Origin of the sequence: Glutamicibacter halophytocola, from assembly GCF_001302565.1 — a bacterium.
Taxonomy (GTDB): domain Bacteria; phylum Actinomycetota; class Actinomycetes; order Actinomycetales; family Micrococcaceae; genus Glutamicibacter; species Glutamicibacter halophytocola.
In genome coordinates this window covers 3,060,483-3,078,824 of record NZ_CP012750.1, presented here as the reverse complement: position 1 = coordinate 3,078,824, position 18,342 = coordinate 3,060,483, and the positions used below count along the sequence as shown (strand labels likewise).

At 59.2% G+C, this 18,342-nt stretch carries 20 protein-coding genes; 15 read left to right on the top strand and 5 right to left on the bottom strand.

Annotated elements, in window-relative coordinates; all coding sequences use genetic code 11:
• The first annotated feature begins 52 nt into the window (after nucleotides 1-52).
• The gene (locus tag AOZ07_RS14245; protein ID WP_060702578.1) at nucleotides 53-457 is read left to right on the top strand and encodes an arsenate-mycothiol transferase ArsC; all 405 of its coding nucleotides are present in this window, start codon (nucleotides 53-55) and stop codon (nucleotides 455-457) included.
• A gap of 62 nt (nucleotides 458-519) precedes the next feature.
• Entirely contained in the window at nucleotides 520-1,659 is a 1,140-nt protein-coding gene (locus AOZ07_RS14240; RefSeq protein ID WP_236995336.1) for an MFS transporter, read from the top strand.
• Nucleotides 1,660-1,673: 14 nt separating this feature from the next.
• On the opposite strand, the gene AOZ07_RS14235 is transcribed toward AOZ07_RS14240, so the two are convergent.
• Complete coding sequence (locus AOZ07_RS14235; protein ID WP_060702576.1) at nucleotides 1,674-2,162, bottom strand: Lrp/AsnC family transcriptional regulator; 489 nt, start codon at nucleotides 2,160-2,162, stop codon at nucleotides 1,674-1,676.
• A gap of 226 nt (nucleotides 2,163-2,388) precedes the next feature.
• On the opposite strand from AOZ07_RS14235, the gene AOZ07_RS14230 reads away from it, so the two are divergent.
• Entirely contained in the window at nucleotides 2,389-2,595 is a 207-nt protein-coding gene (locus AOZ07_RS14230; RefSeq protein WP_060702575.1) for a helix-turn-helix domain-containing protein, read from the top strand.
• On the opposite strand, the gene AOZ07_RS14225 is transcribed toward AOZ07_RS14230, so the two are convergent.
• Complete coding sequence (locus tag AOZ07_RS14225; RefSeq protein ID WP_060702574.1) at nucleotides 2,592-3,380, bottom strand: MerR family transcriptional regulator; 789 nt, start codon at nucleotides 3,378-3,380, stop codon at nucleotides 2,592-2,594. The two genes, AOZ07_RS14230 and AOZ07_RS14225, sit on opposite strands and share 4 nt — an antisense overlap.
• Nucleotides 3,381-3,868: 488 nt before the next feature.
• Between AOZ07_RS14225 and AOZ07_RS14220 the strand changes: the two genes are divergently transcribed.
• From AOZ07_RS14220 to AOZ07_RS14195, 6 genes are all read left to right on the top strand, one after another.
• A complete protein-coding gene (locus tag AOZ07_RS14220) occupies nucleotides 3,869-4,687 on the top strand; it encodes a hypothetical protein (protein WP_194943684.1) in 819 nt (272 codons plus the stop codon).
• 69 nt (nucleotides 4,688-4,756) lie between these two features.
• Nucleotides 4,757-5,410, top strand: coding sequence for a peptidyl-tRNA hydrolase (locus AOZ07_RS14215; RefSeq protein ID WP_060702572.1), 654 nt, complete (start codon nucleotides 4,757-4,759; stop codon nucleotides 5,408-5,410).
• A gap of 102 nt (nucleotides 5,411-5,512) precedes the next feature.
• Nucleotides 5,513-6,454, top strand: a complete 942-nt coding sequence (gene hutG, locus AOZ07_RS14210) for a formimidoylglutamase (RefSeq protein ID WP_060703489.1) — start codon at nucleotides 5,513-5,515, stop codon at nucleotides 6,452-6,454.
• Between the two features lie 133 nt (nucleotides 6,455-6,587).
• Nucleotides 6,588-7,532, top strand: coding sequence for a metal ABC transporter substrate-binding protein (locus AOZ07_RS14205; protein WP_060702571.1), 945 nt, complete (start codon nucleotides 6,588-6,590; stop codon nucleotides 7,530-7,532).
• A complete protein-coding gene (locus AOZ07_RS14200) occupies nucleotides 7,529-8,284 on the top strand; it encodes a metal ABC transporter ATP-binding protein (RefSeq protein ID WP_060702570.1) in 756 nt (251 codons plus the stop codon). The genes AOZ07_RS14205 and AOZ07_RS14200 overlap by 4 nt, the downstream gene beginning before the upstream one ends.
• On the top strand, nucleotides 8,281-9,156 hold the full coding sequence (locus AOZ07_RS14195) for a metal ABC transporter permease (RefSeq protein WP_060702569.1): 876 nt from the start codon (nucleotides 8,281-8,283) through the stop codon (nucleotides 9,154-9,156). The genes AOZ07_RS14200 and AOZ07_RS14195 overlap by 4 nt, the downstream gene beginning before the upstream one ends.
• Before the next feature lie 89 nt (nucleotides 9,157-9,245).
• On the opposite strand, the gene AOZ07_RS14190 is transcribed toward AOZ07_RS14195, so the two are convergent.
• Together AOZ07_RS14190 and AOZ07_RS14185 are read right to left on the bottom strand one after the other, a co-directional pair.
• Nucleotides 9,246-10,196, bottom strand: coding sequence for an HNH endonuclease family protein (locus AOZ07_RS14190; RefSeq protein ID WP_060702568.1), 951 nt, complete (start codon nucleotides 10,194-10,196; stop codon nucleotides 9,246-9,248).
• A gap of 219 nt (nucleotides 10,197-10,415) precedes the next feature.
• Complete coding sequence (locus tag AOZ07_RS14185) at nucleotides 10,416-11,093, bottom strand: metal-dependent transcriptional regulator (RefSeq protein WP_060703488.1); 678 nt, start codon at nucleotides 11,091-11,093, stop codon at nucleotides 10,416-10,418.
• 264 nt (nucleotides 11,094-11,357) lie between these two features.
• Here AOZ07_RS14185 and AOZ07_RS14180 point away from each other — a divergent pair, with 264 nt between their 5' ends.
• The 6 genes from AOZ07_RS14180 (at nucleotide 11,358) to rbsD (ending at nucleotide 17,291) form a co-directional block, all read left to right on the top strand.
• Nucleotides 11,358-12,392, top strand: a complete 1,035-nt coding sequence (locus AOZ07_RS14180; RefSeq protein ID WP_060702567.1) for a LacI family DNA-binding transcriptional regulator — start codon at nucleotides 11,358-11,360, stop codon at nucleotides 12,390-12,392.
• An 18-nt stretch (nucleotides 12,393-12,410) separates the two neighbouring features.
• Entirely contained in the window at nucleotides 12,411-13,925 is a 1,515-nt protein-coding gene (locus tag AOZ07_RS14175; RefSeq protein WP_084793276.1) for a sugar ABC transporter ATP-binding protein, read from the top strand.
• A complete protein-coding gene (locus AOZ07_RS14170) occupies nucleotides 13,926-14,894 on the top strand; it encodes an ABC transporter permease (RefSeq protein WP_060702566.1) in 969 nt (322 codons plus the stop codon). It abuts the gene before it with no gap.
• Nucleotides 14,895-14,934: 40 nt separating this feature from the next.
• The gene (locus AOZ07_RS14165; RefSeq protein ID WP_060702565.1) at nucleotides 14,935-15,873 is read left to right on the top strand and encodes a substrate-binding domain-containing protein; all 939 of its coding nucleotides are present in this window, start codon (nucleotides 14,935-14,937) and stop codon (nucleotides 15,871-15,873) included.
• 75 nt (nucleotides 15,874-15,948) lie between these two features.
• Nucleotides 15,949-16,872, top strand: a complete 924-nt coding sequence (locus tag AOZ07_RS14160) for a ribokinase (RefSeq protein WP_060702564.1) — start codon at nucleotides 15,949-15,951, stop codon at nucleotides 16,870-16,872.
• A 35-nt stretch (nucleotides 16,873-16,907) separates the two neighbouring features.
• On the top strand, nucleotides 16,908-17,291 hold the full coding sequence (gene rbsD, locus AOZ07_RS14155) for a D-ribose pyranase (RefSeq protein WP_060702563.1): 384 nt from the start codon (nucleotides 16,908-16,910) through the stop codon (nucleotides 17,289-17,291).
• Here rbsD and AOZ07_RS14150 read toward each other — a convergent pair.
• The gene (locus AOZ07_RS14150; RefSeq protein ID WP_075972507.1) at nucleotides 17,224-18,240 is read right to left on the bottom strand and encodes a carbohydrate kinase family protein; all 1,017 of its coding nucleotides are present in this window, start codon (nucleotides 18,238-18,240) and stop codon (nucleotides 17,224-17,226) included. The two genes, rbsD and AOZ07_RS14150, sit on opposite strands and share 68 nt — an antisense overlap.
• Nucleotides 18,241-18,342: the final 102 nt, after the last annotated feature.

Here is an 18,342-nt window from a genome sequence, read left to right as displayed (position 1 = left end):
TTCATGAGTAGTGAACCACCCGCGAGTCCATCGCGGGTGGTTCAATAGGTTCATGGCTAACTCGGTACTTTTCATTTGCTCACGCAATGCCGGCAAATCGCAGATGGCTGCCGCATTGATGGACTACATTTCTGCTGGAAAGATCACCAGCTATTCCGCCGGAACCAATCCAGGCACGGGGATCAACCAGGAATCGGTGGCCTCGTTGGCACAGACCGGGGCAGACATGTCCCATGGCGAGCCCAAGGGCATTGATCCGAAAGTGGTTGAGATGGTCGACCGCGTCGTCATTCTCGGCACCGATGCCCATCCGCAACTGGACCCGTCGGTCGCCGTCGAACGCTGGGTCACCTATGAGCCCAGCGAAGACGGGATCACCGGAGCCGAGCGCATGAATATCATCAGGGATGAGATCGCTGAGCGAGTTCGCGGGCTCTTCCACGAGATGGAGAAGTAGAAATTTCACGACGAGTCCTGCGCACCGGTGCCACACCGTGGTGGCTGCCGGGCGTTTGCTTGGTGCTGACCGGGTGGTGCGCCAACCAGTACGTTTCCCTGATCAACTGGTACCAGCAATTTCGTGACCTGAGCGAAGTCGAGGCCATGCTGGTCATGGGCAGCTATCTCGTGGGCATGATTCCGGCGCTGGCCTTCGGCGGCCCGCTGGCGGATCGCTTCGGGCGCAAGCTCTTTTCACTGATCGCTTTGAGCAGTTCCATTTTCGGATCCTTGATTATGGCTGCTGGAGCGTTGAACGTTGCCGGGCTTTATGCGGGCCGCGTCTTCAGCGGGCTCGGAATGGGCCTGGCCATGGTGGCCATCACCAGCTGGGTCAAAGTGCTCAGCCCTGGTCCAGCTGGCGCTACCCGTGCGGCACTATGCACATCCCTCGGATTCGCGGTGGGGCCGATCGTTTCCGGCGCCATCGTCGGTTTTAGCGCACACCCCGAGATTGCGTATCTGGTTCATGCGCTCACCACTATTGCCTGGCTGGTTTTGCTTGTTGCGGCCTCCGAGGAACCCCAGATTCAACTACAGGAGGCCACCGCTACCGGCAGTGAAACAACGCTGGAAAACCGGCGCCGGTTCAACCGCGTGGTTTTGCCTTCCGCTCCGTGGGTATTTGGCATGGCCGCCACCGGTTTCGCGGTAGTCCCGGCATTAAGCGACGGCGCTGGAGGATCCAGCCTGCTCTACTCCACCGTTGCGGTCGCCGTGACCATGGGGATGGGGACCATCATCCAGCCGTTCGTTCGGCGGTACAACGATGTCCGCAAGATTTCATTGCTGATTGCTGGCTTGGTGACGGCGCTGGCCGCCCTGCTGCTGATGATTGCCGTCTCGTTGACCGGCTCCGAGCTGCTGGGAGTCGTTGCTTTTATCGTCTCGGGGTCAGCCAATGGCATTCTGCTGGTGGCAGGGCTGAGCCAGGTGCTGGATCTGGCCGGTTCGGCGGATGTCGGTAAACTGACCGGGCGCTTTTACATGGTCTGTTTTGTTGGCTTTACGTTCCCGACGCTATTTGCCTCGTGGCGCCTTATTGCCGACCCGGTGCTGTTCATCGCTATCCTGGCGTTGCTGTGCCTGGCATCAATCGCACTGGTCTATCGTTCCCGCGGTCACCTGCCGAGAGCCGGGCTGGAGGAGGTCAGCAGGTAACTGCTGGCTTTGAGTTAGTGCTGGTCTTTGCTCAGTTTCTTCAACAGTTCGGTCGTGCGGTAGGGAATAACATCACGCAAGATCATCGAGGTGGACGTACGGGTAATGCCGGGGCAGAGGCGGATTTCCTCGCTGACGCGGTACAGGTCATCGGGGTCCGTAGCGGAGACCCGAATCAAAAGGTCAGTATCGCCCGCTGGAGCAACGCATTCGAGGACTTCGGGAATCTGGCGTAATGCGGCAATGGCATCATTGAGCGCAGCCTGGTTCAGTTCGGCACTCACAAAGGCGCTGACACCGCGACCCATGGATGCAGGCAAGATGCGGGCGGTGTTCGGACGCAACGCTCCGGAGTGGGCCAAGCGCTCCAAGCGGGTTTGAACGGTGCCGCGGGCCAGGCCAAGTTGCTGCGCGAGCATCATGATGGGCACACGGGGGTCGGCATCGAGTGCCAGGAGGATACGCCGGTCGGTTTCATCGAGCTGATACGTATCCGAATTCATGTGCTGGTCTCCTGTGACAGGTTGTGGTGCGCGTGCGTAAGTACCTCCTACAGATTTTAGTCAATATGACCAGTTCCCCCCAAATGTGTTGCGCTAACTGACCGATATTGTTGCAGGCGAGCCAGAAGCAGCCGCTCCGCCAACTGCTATGGCGCGAATCCATGCCGCTTGTCCACAAAGTAGTGCTTGGCCCTCATTCGAAGGCCAAGCACAGTACCCTGTTCCTATGAGGTTTTTGCGTTTGGAAGATGTGGCAGAGGAGCTGAATGTAAAGCTTCCTCAAGTTCGCGCCCTGGTCAAAAGCGGGGAACTGCCAGCCATCCAAATTGGTGGACGGGGCATGTGGCGCGTGGAGCGCGTTGAACTGGAAAACTACATCCAGCAACGCTACGCCCAGACACGCGAAGAGATTGCCAACGACTCGCAATCCTAGAGGTCCGCAGCTTTCTGGACATAGGCCTTCAATGCGTCGCGGACTAGTTCCGCATGGCCGCCGTAATTCTCGGCAAACCGCTCATCTGCGACATACATCTCCGATAATGAACTGACATAGGCGCGGCGCTGTTCCAGATCAGCGGAATCCAGTGGCGTTCCTGGAACCGAACGAAGCCACTGAACATGTCGCGCGGCCAAGCTTTGCGCATCATCGCTATCGGCACGCACGTTCTGCTCTCCGGCGCGGATCCACGCTTCGTTCAATTCGCGGACTTGCTGGAAGAAGCCGGCTTGTTCCTCTGCACTCTTGCTGCGCCACCACTGGTTGGAGTCGTTGTAGGCTTTGGCGCCCCAACGCTGGGTGACTTCTTCCTTGTATTGTTCGTTGAAGCCGTCAAAGCTGGTTTCGGGTTTCATTTCTTCTCCGTTTTCCAATGCTGAAATCGTGCGTTCCAGCGTCGTGATCTGGCGATCGATGATTCTGCGCTGTGCTTGTAGTTGCTGGACATGTTCGGCCAGCGCTTCTCGTTCGTCGCGTTGGTCATCCAGAATTTCGGTGATGCTCTCCAGCTTCAGGCCCATGTCCCTGAGCAGCAGGATCCGTTGCAACCGCACCAGCTGGTTTTGGGTGTAGAAGCGGTAGCCGTTCTGGGCAACATGGTCCGGTACCAGCAACCCGATGTGGTCGTAGTGGCGCAAGGTGCGGCTACTGATTCCAGCGACCCGCGAAAGGTAGGAAATCGAGTATTCCGCGGGTACTGGACCCACCGTTGAATTGTTCATGTTCCTCAAGCTACAGGTTGACGCTACGTCAATGTCAAGGCGTCGAAAATTGCGATGCTGGTTCAAAATGTGATTCAGGCCTCATGGCAAAATGCTGGATATTTTGAGGCTATTTTTCGGTTGATTGATCATATTGACCAGTAGATGCATTGCCGTTTGCGCAGGATGAAGTCTCTGGTGTTCAATGAAAACAGATGACGCTGGAAAGGCTACCGCCTGATCCAGCAATGACCTATCGCGAGTGCAGGCCACCCGAATCTGCATCGCTGAAATGTTTTGGCCATCCATGCCAAAGCGTGGTGAAAACAAAATTCTGATGGCTCGTGAGCATCCCACCTAAGTGGACGCTCGCGAGCCATTTGCGTCTGCGTGGCCATTTCTGGTTCGTTCATGTAGTGGACATCGATTTCATGGACATGCCCCGTGCCTTTAGCGCGGCGCCGGCTCTGCTCTGGAACAATGAGCGCGTAGGAACACGAAGGAGCACTGTGAGTTCAATGAGGCGCGTCTGGCAAAACTGGTGGATGCAAATTGCCGGCGGCATATTAACTGTGGTCATAGTTGTGATGCCCTGGTTGTGGATCGGGGAAGAAGACCGCTCGATTTTGCCGCTCGCTGGCAACGATGCACTTGGCTTGATTGTTGTCTCCAGCTTGTCCGCGCTATTGGGCAGTTGGCTAGTGCGTCGCGTGGGCCGCGGGAGAACTGGGTTCACGGTTGTGACCGCCGTGGGAATATTCCTGGGGATGCTCGGATTAGGGGCACAGGGAATATATGCCATGAATCCTTCGGCTTTCGGCGGGAAACTTACGCAAGCCTCGGTAACTCAACTATGGGTCTTCGGATCCTTGCTGGTCCTGAGCCTGGCCTGGTATTTTTTGAGCGCAAAGTTGCGTCTTCCTGTGGCGGCGCTCTTTTATGCCACTATGACGGTCAGCGTGAGCTACTGGCTGCAGATCGTCGCCTCGCTCATTGCCGGAGCGCAGTCCTACTACGTATACCTCTGGTATGCCGGGCCGTTGATCTTGGGGCTGATCCTTGGATTTGTCGGATTCCTGCGCGCCATCAACCTGGTCTTTTGGGTGGTGGCCCTGGCTTTCCAATGGGTGATGCCAGCCGTGGTGGAAAGTTCGGCCAAAGCAATACAGTCCGAAGCCCAAATAGGCCCGGCAGCGAGCGCCTTCAGCAAGGAATTCAGTGCATTAATAGTCGAGCTCGACTGGCAAACTCCGCTGATTGTCAGCCTCGCAACCGCCATGCTTACCAGTGTTGTTATCGTGATTGTCCGCAAGGTGCGCCGGCGTTGACCTTGGCATTGAAGTGCAGCTCCGGCAATCTGGCAGTCTTCAGCCCACGTCGCAATCTAGAATGAGTTCATGGATGAACTGCGCGAACGCGATCCCGAAGAACTAGTCCAGCCCATTATCCTGCGCATCGATAAAGAGGATCCTTCAACCGAAGACGAAGGATTATCTGCAGTTTCCCGCGCTGCGGTCATCGCCTATCTGCAAGATCCCCACAACTCGGACTGGCAGCAATGGGCGTCCCAGGCTTTCGCCAAATCAGTTCGCCGCGCCAATCCGAAGATGTTCGCCAAGGTCTTGGAAATGTACCCCGACCAGATGGTCAGCGAGGTGGGCAAAGCCCAGGCCGTCGGCTTGCCGCCGCTGCCCGCGGCAAATCTCCCCAAGCTCGTCGCCAAATTGCAGGTCTCTGGGACCGAACTTCCCAAGAGCGATGAGGTACTGAGTTCCACGGTGAATATCGCGGTTAATGATTCGCTGCAGATGTCCACCGGCAAGGCCGCAGCACAGTGCGCCCACGCGCTTTTTGCCTGGCTGGCTGAATCTGATGGCCAGGGGATCGAGGAGTGGCTCAAGGTTCATGCGCCCGTGGGAATTCGGCACTTATCGCGCCAGGATTTTGAGGCCCTCTCTGAACGAGCCAGCGGCCCGGTGATTCAAGACGCTGGCCGTACAGAAATTGAGCCAGGGTCCACGACGGCTTTCGTCTTCATTCAAGAACACTAGACAACCAAGTTGGTGCTGTCCGGAATGCCGGACAGTACCAACTTGTTTCTGCTAGACCGCGTTGGTCTGATCTGCTGTGCTGGTCTTATGGGCGAAAAAGGCATGACAATAGAGATTCAGACAGACCAAAAAGCGCAGCGGTGGTCGGGCCGGGTAGACGGTTCTGCTGTGCAGCACCTGCGCTGGCATCAACAGATTGCTGCGCAAAATTCCCAGAATCTGAACGATGCTGTGGCACTGATTGGTTTCCGCTCGGATGCCGGAGTGCAACGCAATCAGGGCCGCATTGGCGCTTCTGATGGACCAGCAGCGTTGCGCGCCGCGCTGAGCCCCATGGCCATCCATAAGCAGCGAGCAATGGTGGACCTCGGAGATGTCGTCGTTGAAGGCGACGAGCTGGAATCAGGGCAGGAGAGCTTGGCCAATGCGGTGGCGCAAACACTGGGCACCGGAGCGTTGCCCATCGTGCTAGGCGGTGGACATGAGACCGCTTATGGCACCGGCCTCGGATTATTGCAGCACCTGGCAGATGATCATTCCACGAGGATCGGCATCCTGAATCTGGATGCGCACTTCGACCTGCGGGATGAGGGGCAGCGAACCAGCGGCACGCCATTTCTGGATCTGCATCAAGAAATGCAGGAGCAAGGCCTTGAATTCCACTACGCAGTGCTTGGAATCTCGCGTCCCGGCAATACCGCGGCGCTCTTCGCCAGGGCAGACGAGCTCGGCGTTCCCTACTTGCTGGACGAGCGCTGCGAGCCAGAGCAGATCAGTCGATTTGTCGCTGCTTTCCTTGAGCGCATCGACGTTCTGTACCTGACTATTGACTTGGACGTATTGCCAGCAAGCGTGGCGCCTGGCGTGAGTGCCCCCGCAGGTTTCGGAGTTCCCTTCGAGCGAATCCTGGCGGCATGCCGTCAGGTTGTCGCCAGCGGGAAACTTGCGGTTGCCGATGTTGTCGAGCTGAATCCCCGCTACGATGTCGACTCTCGTACAGCACGCAGCGCTGCCCGTTTGATCTATGAAATTGCCCTGGGGTAATTTCGACACAGATTGATTGTTTGACCCCTCAAACATTATCCTATGAGTGAGCGAAGATCTTCGCTCCTGTTGTCTTGCAAAGAGGCAGAGGCAATGGAGCGAAGCTCAGGATATGAGGGCAAGAGTGAAAAAGATGACCGGTCGACGCAGGGCAGCGAGCTGGCTGGCCATGCTTGTTGCGCCCTTGCTCCTTTTTGTCACCGGATGCGCGCCGGCCAAAAGCCAGGATGCTATCGGAACCGGGCCGGCCGACTCGCGTCCTGTGGTGTTGACGACCTTCACTGTCTTGCAAGATATCGCCCAGAATGTCGCTGGCGAGCACCTGCGGGTGGAATCAATCACCCGACTCGGAGCAGAAATCCATGGCTACGAACCGACGCCGGATGATCTGCGCAGGGCCTCCCATGCAGATCTGATTCTGGACAACGGCCTGAACCTTGAAGCGTGGTTTGCGCAGTTTGTCCAAGAGAACTCCGCCCCGCACATCACGGTCAGCGAAGGCATCGAACCCATTGGCATCGTCCAGGGCGAGGGAGCGGGGAAGCCGAATCCCCATGCCTGGATGAGCCCGGTCAACGTACAGCGATACGTTCAAACCATTGCGCAGGCCTTTAGCGAGCTGGATCCAGCCAACGCGTCGGCCTATCGGGAGAATGCCAAGTCCTACCAGGCGAAACTGCAGAAAGTGCAAGACGACTTGGCTGCCGAACTCCAGGGCATACCGCAACGGGAACGTGTGCTGGTGACCTGCGAAGGCGCCTTCAGCTATCTGGCGAGAGATGCCGGACTGAAAGAAAAATACCTCTGGGCAGTCAATTCGGAATCTCAAGCCACGCCGCGCAAAGTCGCCTCGGCGATTGACTATGTTCGAGACAACCATGTCCCTGCGGTCTTTTGCGAGTCCACCGTCTCCGATGCCGCCATGCAAAGAGTTGTGGAGTCCACCGATGCGCGTTTTGGCGGAACGCTGTATGTGGACTCACTCTCCGAGCCTGGTGGACCAGTGCCTAGCTACCTGGAACTGATTACCCATGACACCCAGCAAATCGCCCGAGCATTGAAAGGCCAAGCATCATGAATACCCAGTGCAACGCCGATCTGGCCATCAATGTCACCGATGCTACCGTGCATTACGGCCAAGTCCAGGCGCTAGATCACGCCTCGCTGCAATTGGCGCAGGGAACTGTCTGCGGACTGGTGGGAATGAATGGTTCCGGAAAATCAACGCTATTCAAAACCATCATGGGACAGATCAAGCCCGATACCGGAAGCGTCAAAATCAGTGGAACCGATCCGCAGCAAGCACGCAAAAGCGGAAAGCTTGCCTATGTCCCGCAAAGCGAGGCAGTTGACTGGAACTTCCCGATATCTGTTCGCGATGTCGTGATGACAGGCCGCTATGGCCAGATGGGATGGACCCGACGTGCTAAGAAAAAAGATCATGCGGCAGTGAATGAAGCCCTGGAACGCGTAGAGCTCACGGACTTTGCCAACCGGCAAATCGGGCAGCTTTCGGGCGGGCAGAAGAAGCGTGCTTTTGTGGCTCGCTGCATCGCCCAAGGAGCAAGCATCATGCTGCTGGATGAACCATTTGCCGGAGTGGACAAGCGCAGCGAAGCGACCATCACCAAGCTGCTGCGAGAGGTGGCAGATGAGGGTGGCAGCGTGCTGATTTCCACCCATGACCTGCATGCCCTTCCAGACCTGGCCGATGAGGCGGTCCTGTTGATGCGCAAGGTCTTGATGCATGGGCGGCCCGAGGTCGTCCTGCGTGCAGAAAACTTGGCTTTGGCCTTCGGCCTGGACCCGATGAAACGAGATGCATCATGAACCTCATTGAATTGCTGGCGGAGCCGCTGAGCTACACATTCATGATCCGTGCCTTATCAGTAACGATTATTGCTTCGGTGCTCTGCGCGCTGCTCTCCTGCTGGCTGGTGCTCATCGGCTGGTCGCTGATGGGAGATGCCGTCTCCCATGCGGTGCTGCCCGGCGTCGTATTGGCCTATATTGTCGGGGCTCCTTTTGCCCTGGGCGCACTCATCTTCGGGTTTTTGGCCGTGGCGCTGATTGGGGGAGTGCGAGATACCACCAAGCTGAAGGAAGACGCCGCCATTGGAATTGTTTTCACCACGTTGTTTTCCTTCGGGCTGGTACTCATTTCGGTTACTCCCAGCCATATCGACTTGAACCACATCATCTTTGGCAACCTGCTGGGAGTCTCCTCGGCAGACTTGTGGCAGGTATTGATTCTTGGAGCCGTGACTTTCGCCATCTTGATCCTCAAGCGCAAGGACTTCACTCTCTATGCCTTTGACCAGACGCACGCCCACGCGCTGGGAATGAGCCCGCGGTTGATCGGTGCGATTCTCCTGGGGCTGCTGGCCATGACCTCGGTCGTTGCATTGCAGGCCGTGGGAGTGATCCTCGTGGTGGCGATGCTGATCATCCCTGGAGCTACTGCCTTCCTGCTGACCGACAAGTTTTCAAAGATGCTGGTCATCGCCCCGGCACTCGCGGCTTGCGCTGGAATTCTCGGGGTGTATGCCAGCTACTTCCTTGACGCATCCACGGGAGGCATGGTCGTCCTTGCTCAAGCGCTGATCTTCGCTGCCGTCTATCTTTTCAGTCCCCGCCAAGGGCTGATCGCCACGAAGCTCGCAGCCAAGGAGCGGCGGAAGTCTTTGGCCGCTGTTCGCTAAAGCCACAAGGGGTTGTTACTGATGTGCCGCCCCGGGGCCAGAAATGGGATGGCGGAAGTCTGCGACTTCCGCCATCCCATGATGATGTTCTAGGCACGCCAGCGGAGTTTGCCATTGGCGTCGTATTTGCAGGTGTAGACCTTGCCGGACTTGGCCTTTCCGTGCCTTCCTTTATCGGCCTTCTTGCAGTAGGAACCGGGATGAACGGTGCCCTTCACGGTCGAAGCCGACTTCTTGGGCGCCGCCTTCTTCTGGTTTCCGGCGGGCTTGATTGCCGTAACCTTCGCGCCCTTCTGGTTGCGGCAGGTATTGAGAACCTTGGTCATCGCGTTCTTTTCGGCTTTGGTTACCGACAGCGCGTATTTTTTCTTGACGCTGATCTGGGTGGCGACGTACTGGCAGCGGAAGCTCTTATTCCTGGGCAGCCATTCGGCAGCGTTTTTATCTCCCTTCTGGCGGTTGGCAGAAGCGTCGGCAGCGATGAGATTCAGTGGGTCATTGGCCAGAGCCTGGCGCTGGGCCTGTGACAGTTTCTGTGCCCCTGAGATCCAGGAATTTTTCAGAGCGACAACGTGATCGATGTCGACGCTGCCGGACTTGACCTTCCAGTTGATCTTCTTGCCGGTGTATTTGTCGTGCAAGGTGCCTGAAGCAACGGTGCACTTTTTGCGATCCTTGAACTTCACCTTGGACATGTCCCGGGACAGTGTGTCCTGGCGTTCGTCGCACTTGTCGCGGTCAAAATCTTTCCAGCCGTTGCCGAATTTCTTGTTTCGGTTATAGCCCGTGGCTGGTGCTTTGCCTTTGACCGGAAGAGCCTTGAGCATGTTCAAGGCCTTGGGTCCGTTGAGCTTGGCACCAGGGTTGACCTTCTTGGTCGTGGTCGAGGCTAGATCAATGATGAGGTCTTGATCGGTGGCCGATGGGGCCTGGAAGGTTTCAGAAATCGAAGCCGTTGAGGCGGACTGCCCGGATGGAACGCTGCAGCCGGTCAGTACCAGAATCGCTGCGAAAAGCAGCGCAAAGATTTTCCGTGGCAATGGGGGATTCTTTCGTGCAAGAAGGGATGCAAGTGATGGCCCAAACTTACTCGTGGGGCTCTCAATTCGAGAAACTTGAACCTTCCAGCAAGTACGGTTGCTATTCACTCTAATCCACAATCCGACAAATAAGCGTCGGTCTTGTCCAAAGTACTGCTAGGCGCCGAGAGGCTCGCATTGAAATGCAGGAAAGCCGCTCGTGGTTATGGAAGATGCCAGTTATTTTCCGGCAGAGACCCAGACAGCGTTGATAGCCCGGGAGCCGAGACTCAGGGCTGTCTTTTTTCCAGCGACGCGCACATTGATCGTTTCCGAGAAATCCTCGGCAGCGCTCACGCTGAGTTCAACGCCCACGCGAATGCCTTGATCGGAAAAATACTGCAATAGCTGCGAGTCATCGTCAGCGATTCGTTCGACGATGACTTTGCTTCCATCGGCAGCATCGCTCAAATTGATAGCCGGGGGAATGCTGATGCGTCCCTCGGCGGTCGGGATGGGATCCCCATGGGGATCGCGTGTGGGGTGCTCGAGAAGATTGTCGATGCGCTGGACCATGAAGTCGGAGACCGCATGTTCCAGATTTTCTGCTTCATCGTGCACCTGGTCCCAGCGATACCCGAGCATCTGGACCAAGAAGGTTTCGATCAGCCGGTGTCTGCGGACCATGGTCATGGCATAGTCCCGGCCCAGGGCAGTAAGCGTCACTGCGCCGTATGGTGCATGGTCCAGCAAGCCCTGTTGGCGCAATTTGCTCAGCGCCCCCGAAACCGTGGAAAGCTTCATCCCCGCTTTCGTCGCAATGACGCTAGCGGTCACGGGCTCGTTGGACCACTCATTCAGTCCGTAGATGATCTTGAGATAGTTTTGCGCACTATCTGAGAGCTGATTAACCGACACGCCTTCCATCTTAGCGACCTGAAGCAGGGTGGTGTTGAAGCGGCCGGGGATCCACCGGATGGCTGCCAACTTTAAATCTGAATTATTGGGTTCACTGTCCGGCATTCTGTACGAACTATCATGTCAAACCGCAAAATCAGTAGATGAATTAATGAGCGATAGTGGAGTGGCCGTTTTGCGGTGTTGACAATATTTTCAAGGTAGTGAAAACTGTGTAATCGATTCCATGGAATCGATTACACGTAAGCAAAGGGGCTTATCGGGATGAATGCCGTCACCATCAAAGACGTGGCACTAGCCGCCGGAGTATCTTCGGCTACGGCCTCGCGCGTGCTTTCCGGGCACTCCGCCACCTCGGCCGAATCCCGCGAGAAAGTCGAAGCAGCCGCCAAGAATCTCGGCTTTGTTCCCAACGCCCAGGCCCGCTCGCTTCGCTCCACCAAAACCGACACCATCGCCTTGCTGATTTCCGATGTCCGCAACCCGTACTTCTCGGACCTCGCGCACGCCGTAGAGCAGCAAGCCCACGAAGCCGGCATGATGACTTTCATCGGCAACGCCAACGAAGATACCCAGCAGCAGGACCAGTTCCTCGCCGCGATGCTCTCGCGCCGAGTTGACGGGTTGCTTGTAGTGCCGCAAGGCCTGGACGAAGACGCCGACCACCCCAGCGAAATGATGCAGCGAATCATTTCTTCCGGAACGCCGATGGTTTTTGTCGACAGAACCCTGCCTCAACTGGAGATCCCGTCAATCTCGGCATCCAGCGCCAGCGCCCTGGATGAAGCCATTGGCAAGCTCAAAGCCCTGGGCCATCGACATATCGCATTCCTTGGAGGACCTGCTCATGCCTCCACCGCGCGCGAACGCCACCGCGCCTTTGACGCGGCCCTGGTGTCCAACGGGCTGGAGACAGATCAGAAGCTGCACTTCGCCGGCGACTTCCAAGCCGCCTCCGGCGCCCAAGGCGCCCGCTGGCTGCTAGCGCATGAACTGCGGCCAACCGCAGTGATCATTGCCGATGCGCCGATGGCCATTGGCGCACTGACCGTCTGGCGGGAAGCAGGAATCCGGGTGGGCCCCGAACTGTCGGTCATCGCCTTTGACGAGGTGGATGCGATGCTCATGCACCACCCGCCGATTGCCACCATCAGCCACGACCTGCGCGCAATGGGCCGCGCAGCTGTCACCGCATTGCAATCCGTGATGGCCGGCAACGAGCCGGAACCCCAAGAATTTATCAGCCAATTCACCGCCAGGGCATCCCTTGCCCAAGCCCCGGAAGCAGCCGGTGCCTAGGTGATGGAAGGAACAAGAATGAGTAACGACGCTCTGCTGGTCCTGGACAAGGTCTGCAAGTCCTTCGGCCCCGTGCAGGTCATCGAAGACGTCACCGTTGAAGTGCATGCAGGAAAAGTCTCGGTGCTGCTTGGCGAAAACGGCGCCGGAAAGTCCACCCTGATCAAAATGATCGCGGGCGTGCACGAACCAGATGCCGGGCAAATCCTGTTCAACGGACAGCCAGTAAGGATCCGTGACACCAAGACCTCCGAAGCACTGGGCATCGCCACCATCCACCAGGAGCTGAACCTCGTCCCGTCGATGACCATCGCCGAGAACATCACCCTGGGGCGTGCGCCGCGCAAATTCGGCATCATCAACCGCCGCGCAATGCGCAAGATCGCCCGTGACGCCCTGGCCAAGCTGGAACTCGACCTGGACGTGAACACTCCGGTCGGAGAACTGGGCTTGGCCCAGCAGCAGCTGGTGGAGATCGCCAAGGCCTTGAGCCTGGATGCCCGCGTACTGATCTTGGATGAACCCACGGCCGCGTTGACCACCACCGAGATCGAGCACCTGTTCAAGGTAGTCAACCAGCTGAAAGACCAGGGCGTCGGGATGGTGTTCATCAGCCATCACCTCGATGAGATCGCTGCCATCGGCGACTTCGTGAACGTGCTGCGTGACGGAAAATTCATCGCCACCGTCCCGGCAGACACCGATGAAAGCGAACTGGTCCGGCTCATGGTCGGCCGGGACATCGATGCCCAGTTCCCGCGCGTGGCCACCGAACCAGGCGAACAGCCACTGCTGAGCGTTCAAAACCTCAGCGATGACCAGCTCAAGGACATCTCCTTGGAAGTCCGCCCCGGAGAAGTCGTGGCACTGGCCGGCCTGATGGGGGCCGGGCGGACCGAATTGATCCGCGCCATAGCCGGAGCCGACAAGTACAGCTCGGGAACCGTCAAGGTCGCCGGCAAGAAGCTAGCCAGCTTTGATGTCGCGGCCGCCACCCGCGCGGGGATCGGCCACGTGCCCGAAGACCGCAAAACCCAAGGCCTGGTGCTGGATGCGTCGGTGGCAGAGAACATCGGCTACGCCACCATGGCCGCCACCGCCAAGAACGGGCTGGTGGACCGCAAGGGACAGAAAGCCCGCGCGCAAAAGGTTGCCGAACGCCTGCGCATCCGCATGAGCAGCATCGATGCACCGATCCGCTCCCTGTCCGGAGGCAACCAGCAAAAGGCGGTATTCGGACGCTGGTTCACCGCAGGAGCCAAGGTGCTGCTGCTCGATGAGCCGACCCGAGGCGTGGATGTCGGCGCCAAGGTGGAAATCTACGAACTGATCAATGAGATCACCGCCTCCGGAGGCTGCGTCCTGATGGCCTCCAGCGAACTGCCCGAGGTACTGGGCATGTCAGACCGCGTCGTGGTGATGAGCCAGGGGCGCATCGCCGGGGAACTGGCCACACAAGAAGCAACCCAGGACGCCATCATGGCCCTGGCCATCAGCAATGTGCATCGTGAAGAAGAAATGGGAATCAAGTAAATGAGCAGCGTAGCTACTGCCCCGAAGAAGGGCTTCGACTTCAAGGCATTCCTGGCCAATAACGGCGCTCTGGTGGGCCTGGTCATCCTCTGCTTGGCGCTATTTATCGCCACGCCGCGCTTTTTGACCGGGCCGAACCTGTTGAATATCGGCATCCAGGTCTCCACCATCGCGGTGATGGCCTTCGGCATGACCTTTGTGATCGTGGCAGCCGGCATCGACCTTTCGGTAGGATCGGTCGCCGCCCTCTCCGCGATGGGCTCCTCCTACGCCGTCACCACCGCGGGACTGCCCGATGGGCTATCGATCCCGGTCGGCCTGGCTGTCGGCGCCCTCTCGGGCTGGGTGACCGGTGCGATGAGCGCCTACGGCAAGCTGCCGACCTTCATCGCCTCGCTGGCCATGCTCACCGTGGTGCGCGGCCTGACCCTGGTCATCTCCGACGGCCGCCCGATTTCCACCAGCGCTTCGGTGTCCTGGCTCGGCGATGACCTGGGCCCCATCCCGGTGCCCATCATCATCCTGCTGCTTTCCGGCCTGCTCGCGGCCTTCGTCCTGAACCGCACCGTCATCGGCAAGAACGCCTTCGCGGTGGGCGGGAACACCGAGGCCGCGCGCCTCTCGGGCATCCCGGTCAAAAAAGTTCTGGTCACCGTCTTCGTGATCTCCGGGCTCTTTGCAGCGCTGTCGGGCATGATTCTGGCTGGGCGCCTGGATTCGGCCCAGCCAACCCTGGCCTCCGGCTATGAACTGGATGCCATCGCCGCCGTAGTCATCGGCGGAGCCTCGCTCTCCGGCGGTGTCGGGCGCATCTCCGGCACCCTGATCGGTGCACTGGTCCTGGCCGTGATCCGCAATGGCCTGAACCTGCTCTCGGTTTCCGCCTTCTGGCAGCAGGTCGTTATCGGCGCGGTCATCGCGATCGCTGTCGGCTTCGACGTGCTGCGCCGCAAGAACGTCAAGCACTGATTTCCCTCACCAACCACCCCTGTTCAAAGGAGAACATCCCATGAAAAAACTGATCCGCACCACCGCCGCCATCACCTTGTCCCTGGGACTTGCCGCTTCGCTGGCAGCCTGCAACCGCGGCGAAACCGCCGCCGACGGGGCATCGGTGACCCTGGCCGTGTCAACCTTGAACAACCCGTTCTTCGTCGACCTGCGCGACGGCGCCCAGAAAGAGGCAGACGCCCAGGGCATCGACCTGTCGGTCGTTGACGCGCAGAACGACTCCGCCACCCAGGCCAACCAGCTGGCTACCGCAGCAACCAACGGTTCGGCCGGCGTGATCATCAACGCAGTGGACACCGAAACCGCGGAAGCCGGCCTGGCCCCCGTGGTGAAGGCCGAGCTGCCGATTGTGGCCGTGGACCGCGCGGTGGGCGACACCAAGATCGCCTCCTTCGTCGCCTCGGACAACGTGGCCGGTGGCGAGCAGGCAGCCAAGGCGCTGGCCGAATCCATCGATGGCAAGGGCAAGATCATCGTGCTGGAAGGCGTGCCCGGCGCTTCGGCGACCAACGAGCGCGGTGAAGGCTTCACCAAGGGCCTGGCAGAGTTCAAGACCATCGAGGTGGTGTCCAAGCAGACCGCGAACTTCGACCGTGCCGAAGCCCTGGACGTAGTCACCAACCTGATGCAGTCCAACCCTGACGCCGTGGGCGTTTTGGCCATGAACGATGAAATGGCCCTGGGCGCCATCCAGGCCCTGGGCGACAAGGCCGGCAAGGACGTGAAGGTCGTCGGCTTCGACGGCACCGATGACGGCTTCAAGGCAGTAGAAGCTGGCACCATGGTGGCCACCATCGCGCAGAACCCAGCAGAACTGGGCAAGCAGTCGGTGCAGATCCTGTCCAAGTCCATCAAGGGCGAAGAAGTCGAAGCCAACGTGCAGGTTGCCGTGGACACCGTCGATGAGAAGAACATCGCCGAGTACGCAGGCGAGTAATCTTCATTTAGCAGTATCAATTCAAGGTACCGGCATCTACTGGCCGCCGGGCGAAGAGCAGCAGAAGGAATAACCATGCAGCAGGACATCCAGGTCACCATCGTGGGCTCAAGCAATGTGGACATCACCGCGTTGATGGCACGTCTGCCCGGACCCGGGGAAACCGTGCTGGCAGATTCATACCAGCTCTCGCCCGGCGGCAAGGGGGCCAACCAGGCGCTGGCCGCGCAGCTGGCCGGGGCGGCCACCGAATTCATCGGTGCCGTAGGCAAGGATTCGCATTCCGAGGTCGCGCTGGGGCAGCTGGATGGGGCAGGCGTCAAGCTTGACCGCGTGGCTCGCAGCTCCCAGCCGACCGGGGTAGCCATCATCCAGGTGGACTCCGGTGCGGAGAACTCGATTGCGGTGGTTTCGGGAGCCAATTCCACGGTGACCGATCAAGCGGTCAAGGCCGCCGGAGCCATCGACGGAATTCTCGTGCTGCAGGGTGAAATCCCTGCCTCGGGCATCAAGGCCGCCATGAATGCGGCCACCGATCGGATCGTGCTGAACCTGGCGCCGGTGATCGAGCTGGATCGCGACTACCTGCTCAAGGCCAACCCGCTGGTGGTCAATGAGCATGAAGCCGAAGCGGTGCTACATCAGCTGAACCCGCATCTTGGGCTTCGGTTCAATGGCCGCTATGAGCGACTTGCAGCGATGCTCATCGAGGAGGGAATCACGAGCGTGGTCATTACCCTCGGCGCGTCGGGGTGCCTGGTGGCGGACAAATTCCCTGCAGAAAATGGCGGGGCCCAAGTGCGCCCGTTGCCAGCAGCCAAAGTCAAAGCCGTGGATACCACCGGTGCCGGCGATGCCTTTACCGGCGCCTTGGCTGCACGACTGGCCAACGGCGAGGACCTGGTTCAGGCAGCCGAATTCGCCGGCAAGTTCGCCGCGCTGACAGTGCAGGCCCACGGAGCCCAGGCATCCTACCCGCGATCCCTTGAGAACCTCTAAAGAACCAACCGGGCAAGACCAAGAAGGAAGCCTTCGTGCTGAAATCCGAAATTCTCAACGCGCCATTGCTTGGCGCGCTGGCCACCTGTGGCCACACCGATACCGTGGTCATCGCCGACTGCGGCCTGCCCATTCCTGAAGGGCCGGTAGTGATCGACCTGGCCTTGGTGCAGGGGCTGCCCAGCTTCGAGCAGGTGCTTGATGTGCTGGCCCGCAATATGGTGATCGAGCACAGCACCTTGGCCGCCGAAGCCAAGGACGGCCCGGTCCTTCAACTGTGCACAAGCAGGGGACTGGAACCCGGGTTCATTTCCCACGACGAACTCAAAGCAGAACTGCCGGCAGCCAAGATCATCGTCCGCACCGGCGAATCGACCCCCTATGCCAACGTGATCCTGCACTGCGGGGTGGCCTTCTAGGCTGGCCGAGGTAGCTTGCAGCCAAGTGCTGTTCCTCCAGCAATGCCGTCAACTCTTCAAGGGTTGGCGGCATTGCACCAGAACGGCGAACCGCCAGCGCCCCACCGGCCACCGCCCGTCGCCCCAGATGCTCCAGCTCGGCAGTCGACAGCTCGGCGCTCCCGTGGGCCAGCAGGCCGTGGAGCAGCGATGACATGAACGAGTCGCCGGCGCCGATGGTATCGGCCACTTCACTGCGCACCGCCTTAATCCTCACCTGGTCGCTGCGCGTGGCCAGCAGCGCCCCGTCGGCACCGAGCGTGAGCACAACCAAGATGGGGCCAAGCTCCAGAATCGCCTCGGACACCTGCTCCAATTCAAGCTGCGGGTATAGCCACTGGGCGTCCTCATCGCTGAGCTTCACCACATCGCACAAGGCCGCCATGCGCTTAAAAGTTTCCAGTGCCTTGCCATGTTCTCCCACCAATGCCGGCCGGATATTCGGATCATAGGTGAGCAGGGCTTGCCCCTTGGCCTGGGCCAGCAGGGAAGCCACAGCCTCGGCGCCAGGCTCCAGGAACGTGGCAATGGATCCCGTGTGCACGATCTTTGGCATGGGGTCCAGTTCATGGGGCGCGAGATCCCAGGTGATATCAAATTCGTAGCGGGCCGAACCATCGGCGGCCAGCACCGCGGTGGCCGAAGCGGTGCGTTCCAGGTTCAAGCATCCGGGCAGCAGCTTGACGTTGGCGGTGCCCAGATGGGCCTGGATCTTTGCGCCGAACTCGTCATCACCCAGCGCGGTGAGCAGCCCGGCATCCACCCCGAGCCGGCCCAATCCGAAGGCCACATTGGCAGGGGAGCCGCCGGGGTGGGCGATGCTTCCCTGCTCGGTCGCGACAATATCGATCAGGGCTTCGCCGATGACCAGGATCTCGTGGGAATCAGTGTGCGGGCTGGAAGCATTCATCAGGGATCTCTTTACTGTACGAAGTGTCGTGAGGAAGAAAATGGCGGAGAAATGGGCACTGGGCACGGTGTGTGGTTCCGTGCGCAGTGCCCATGAACAGTG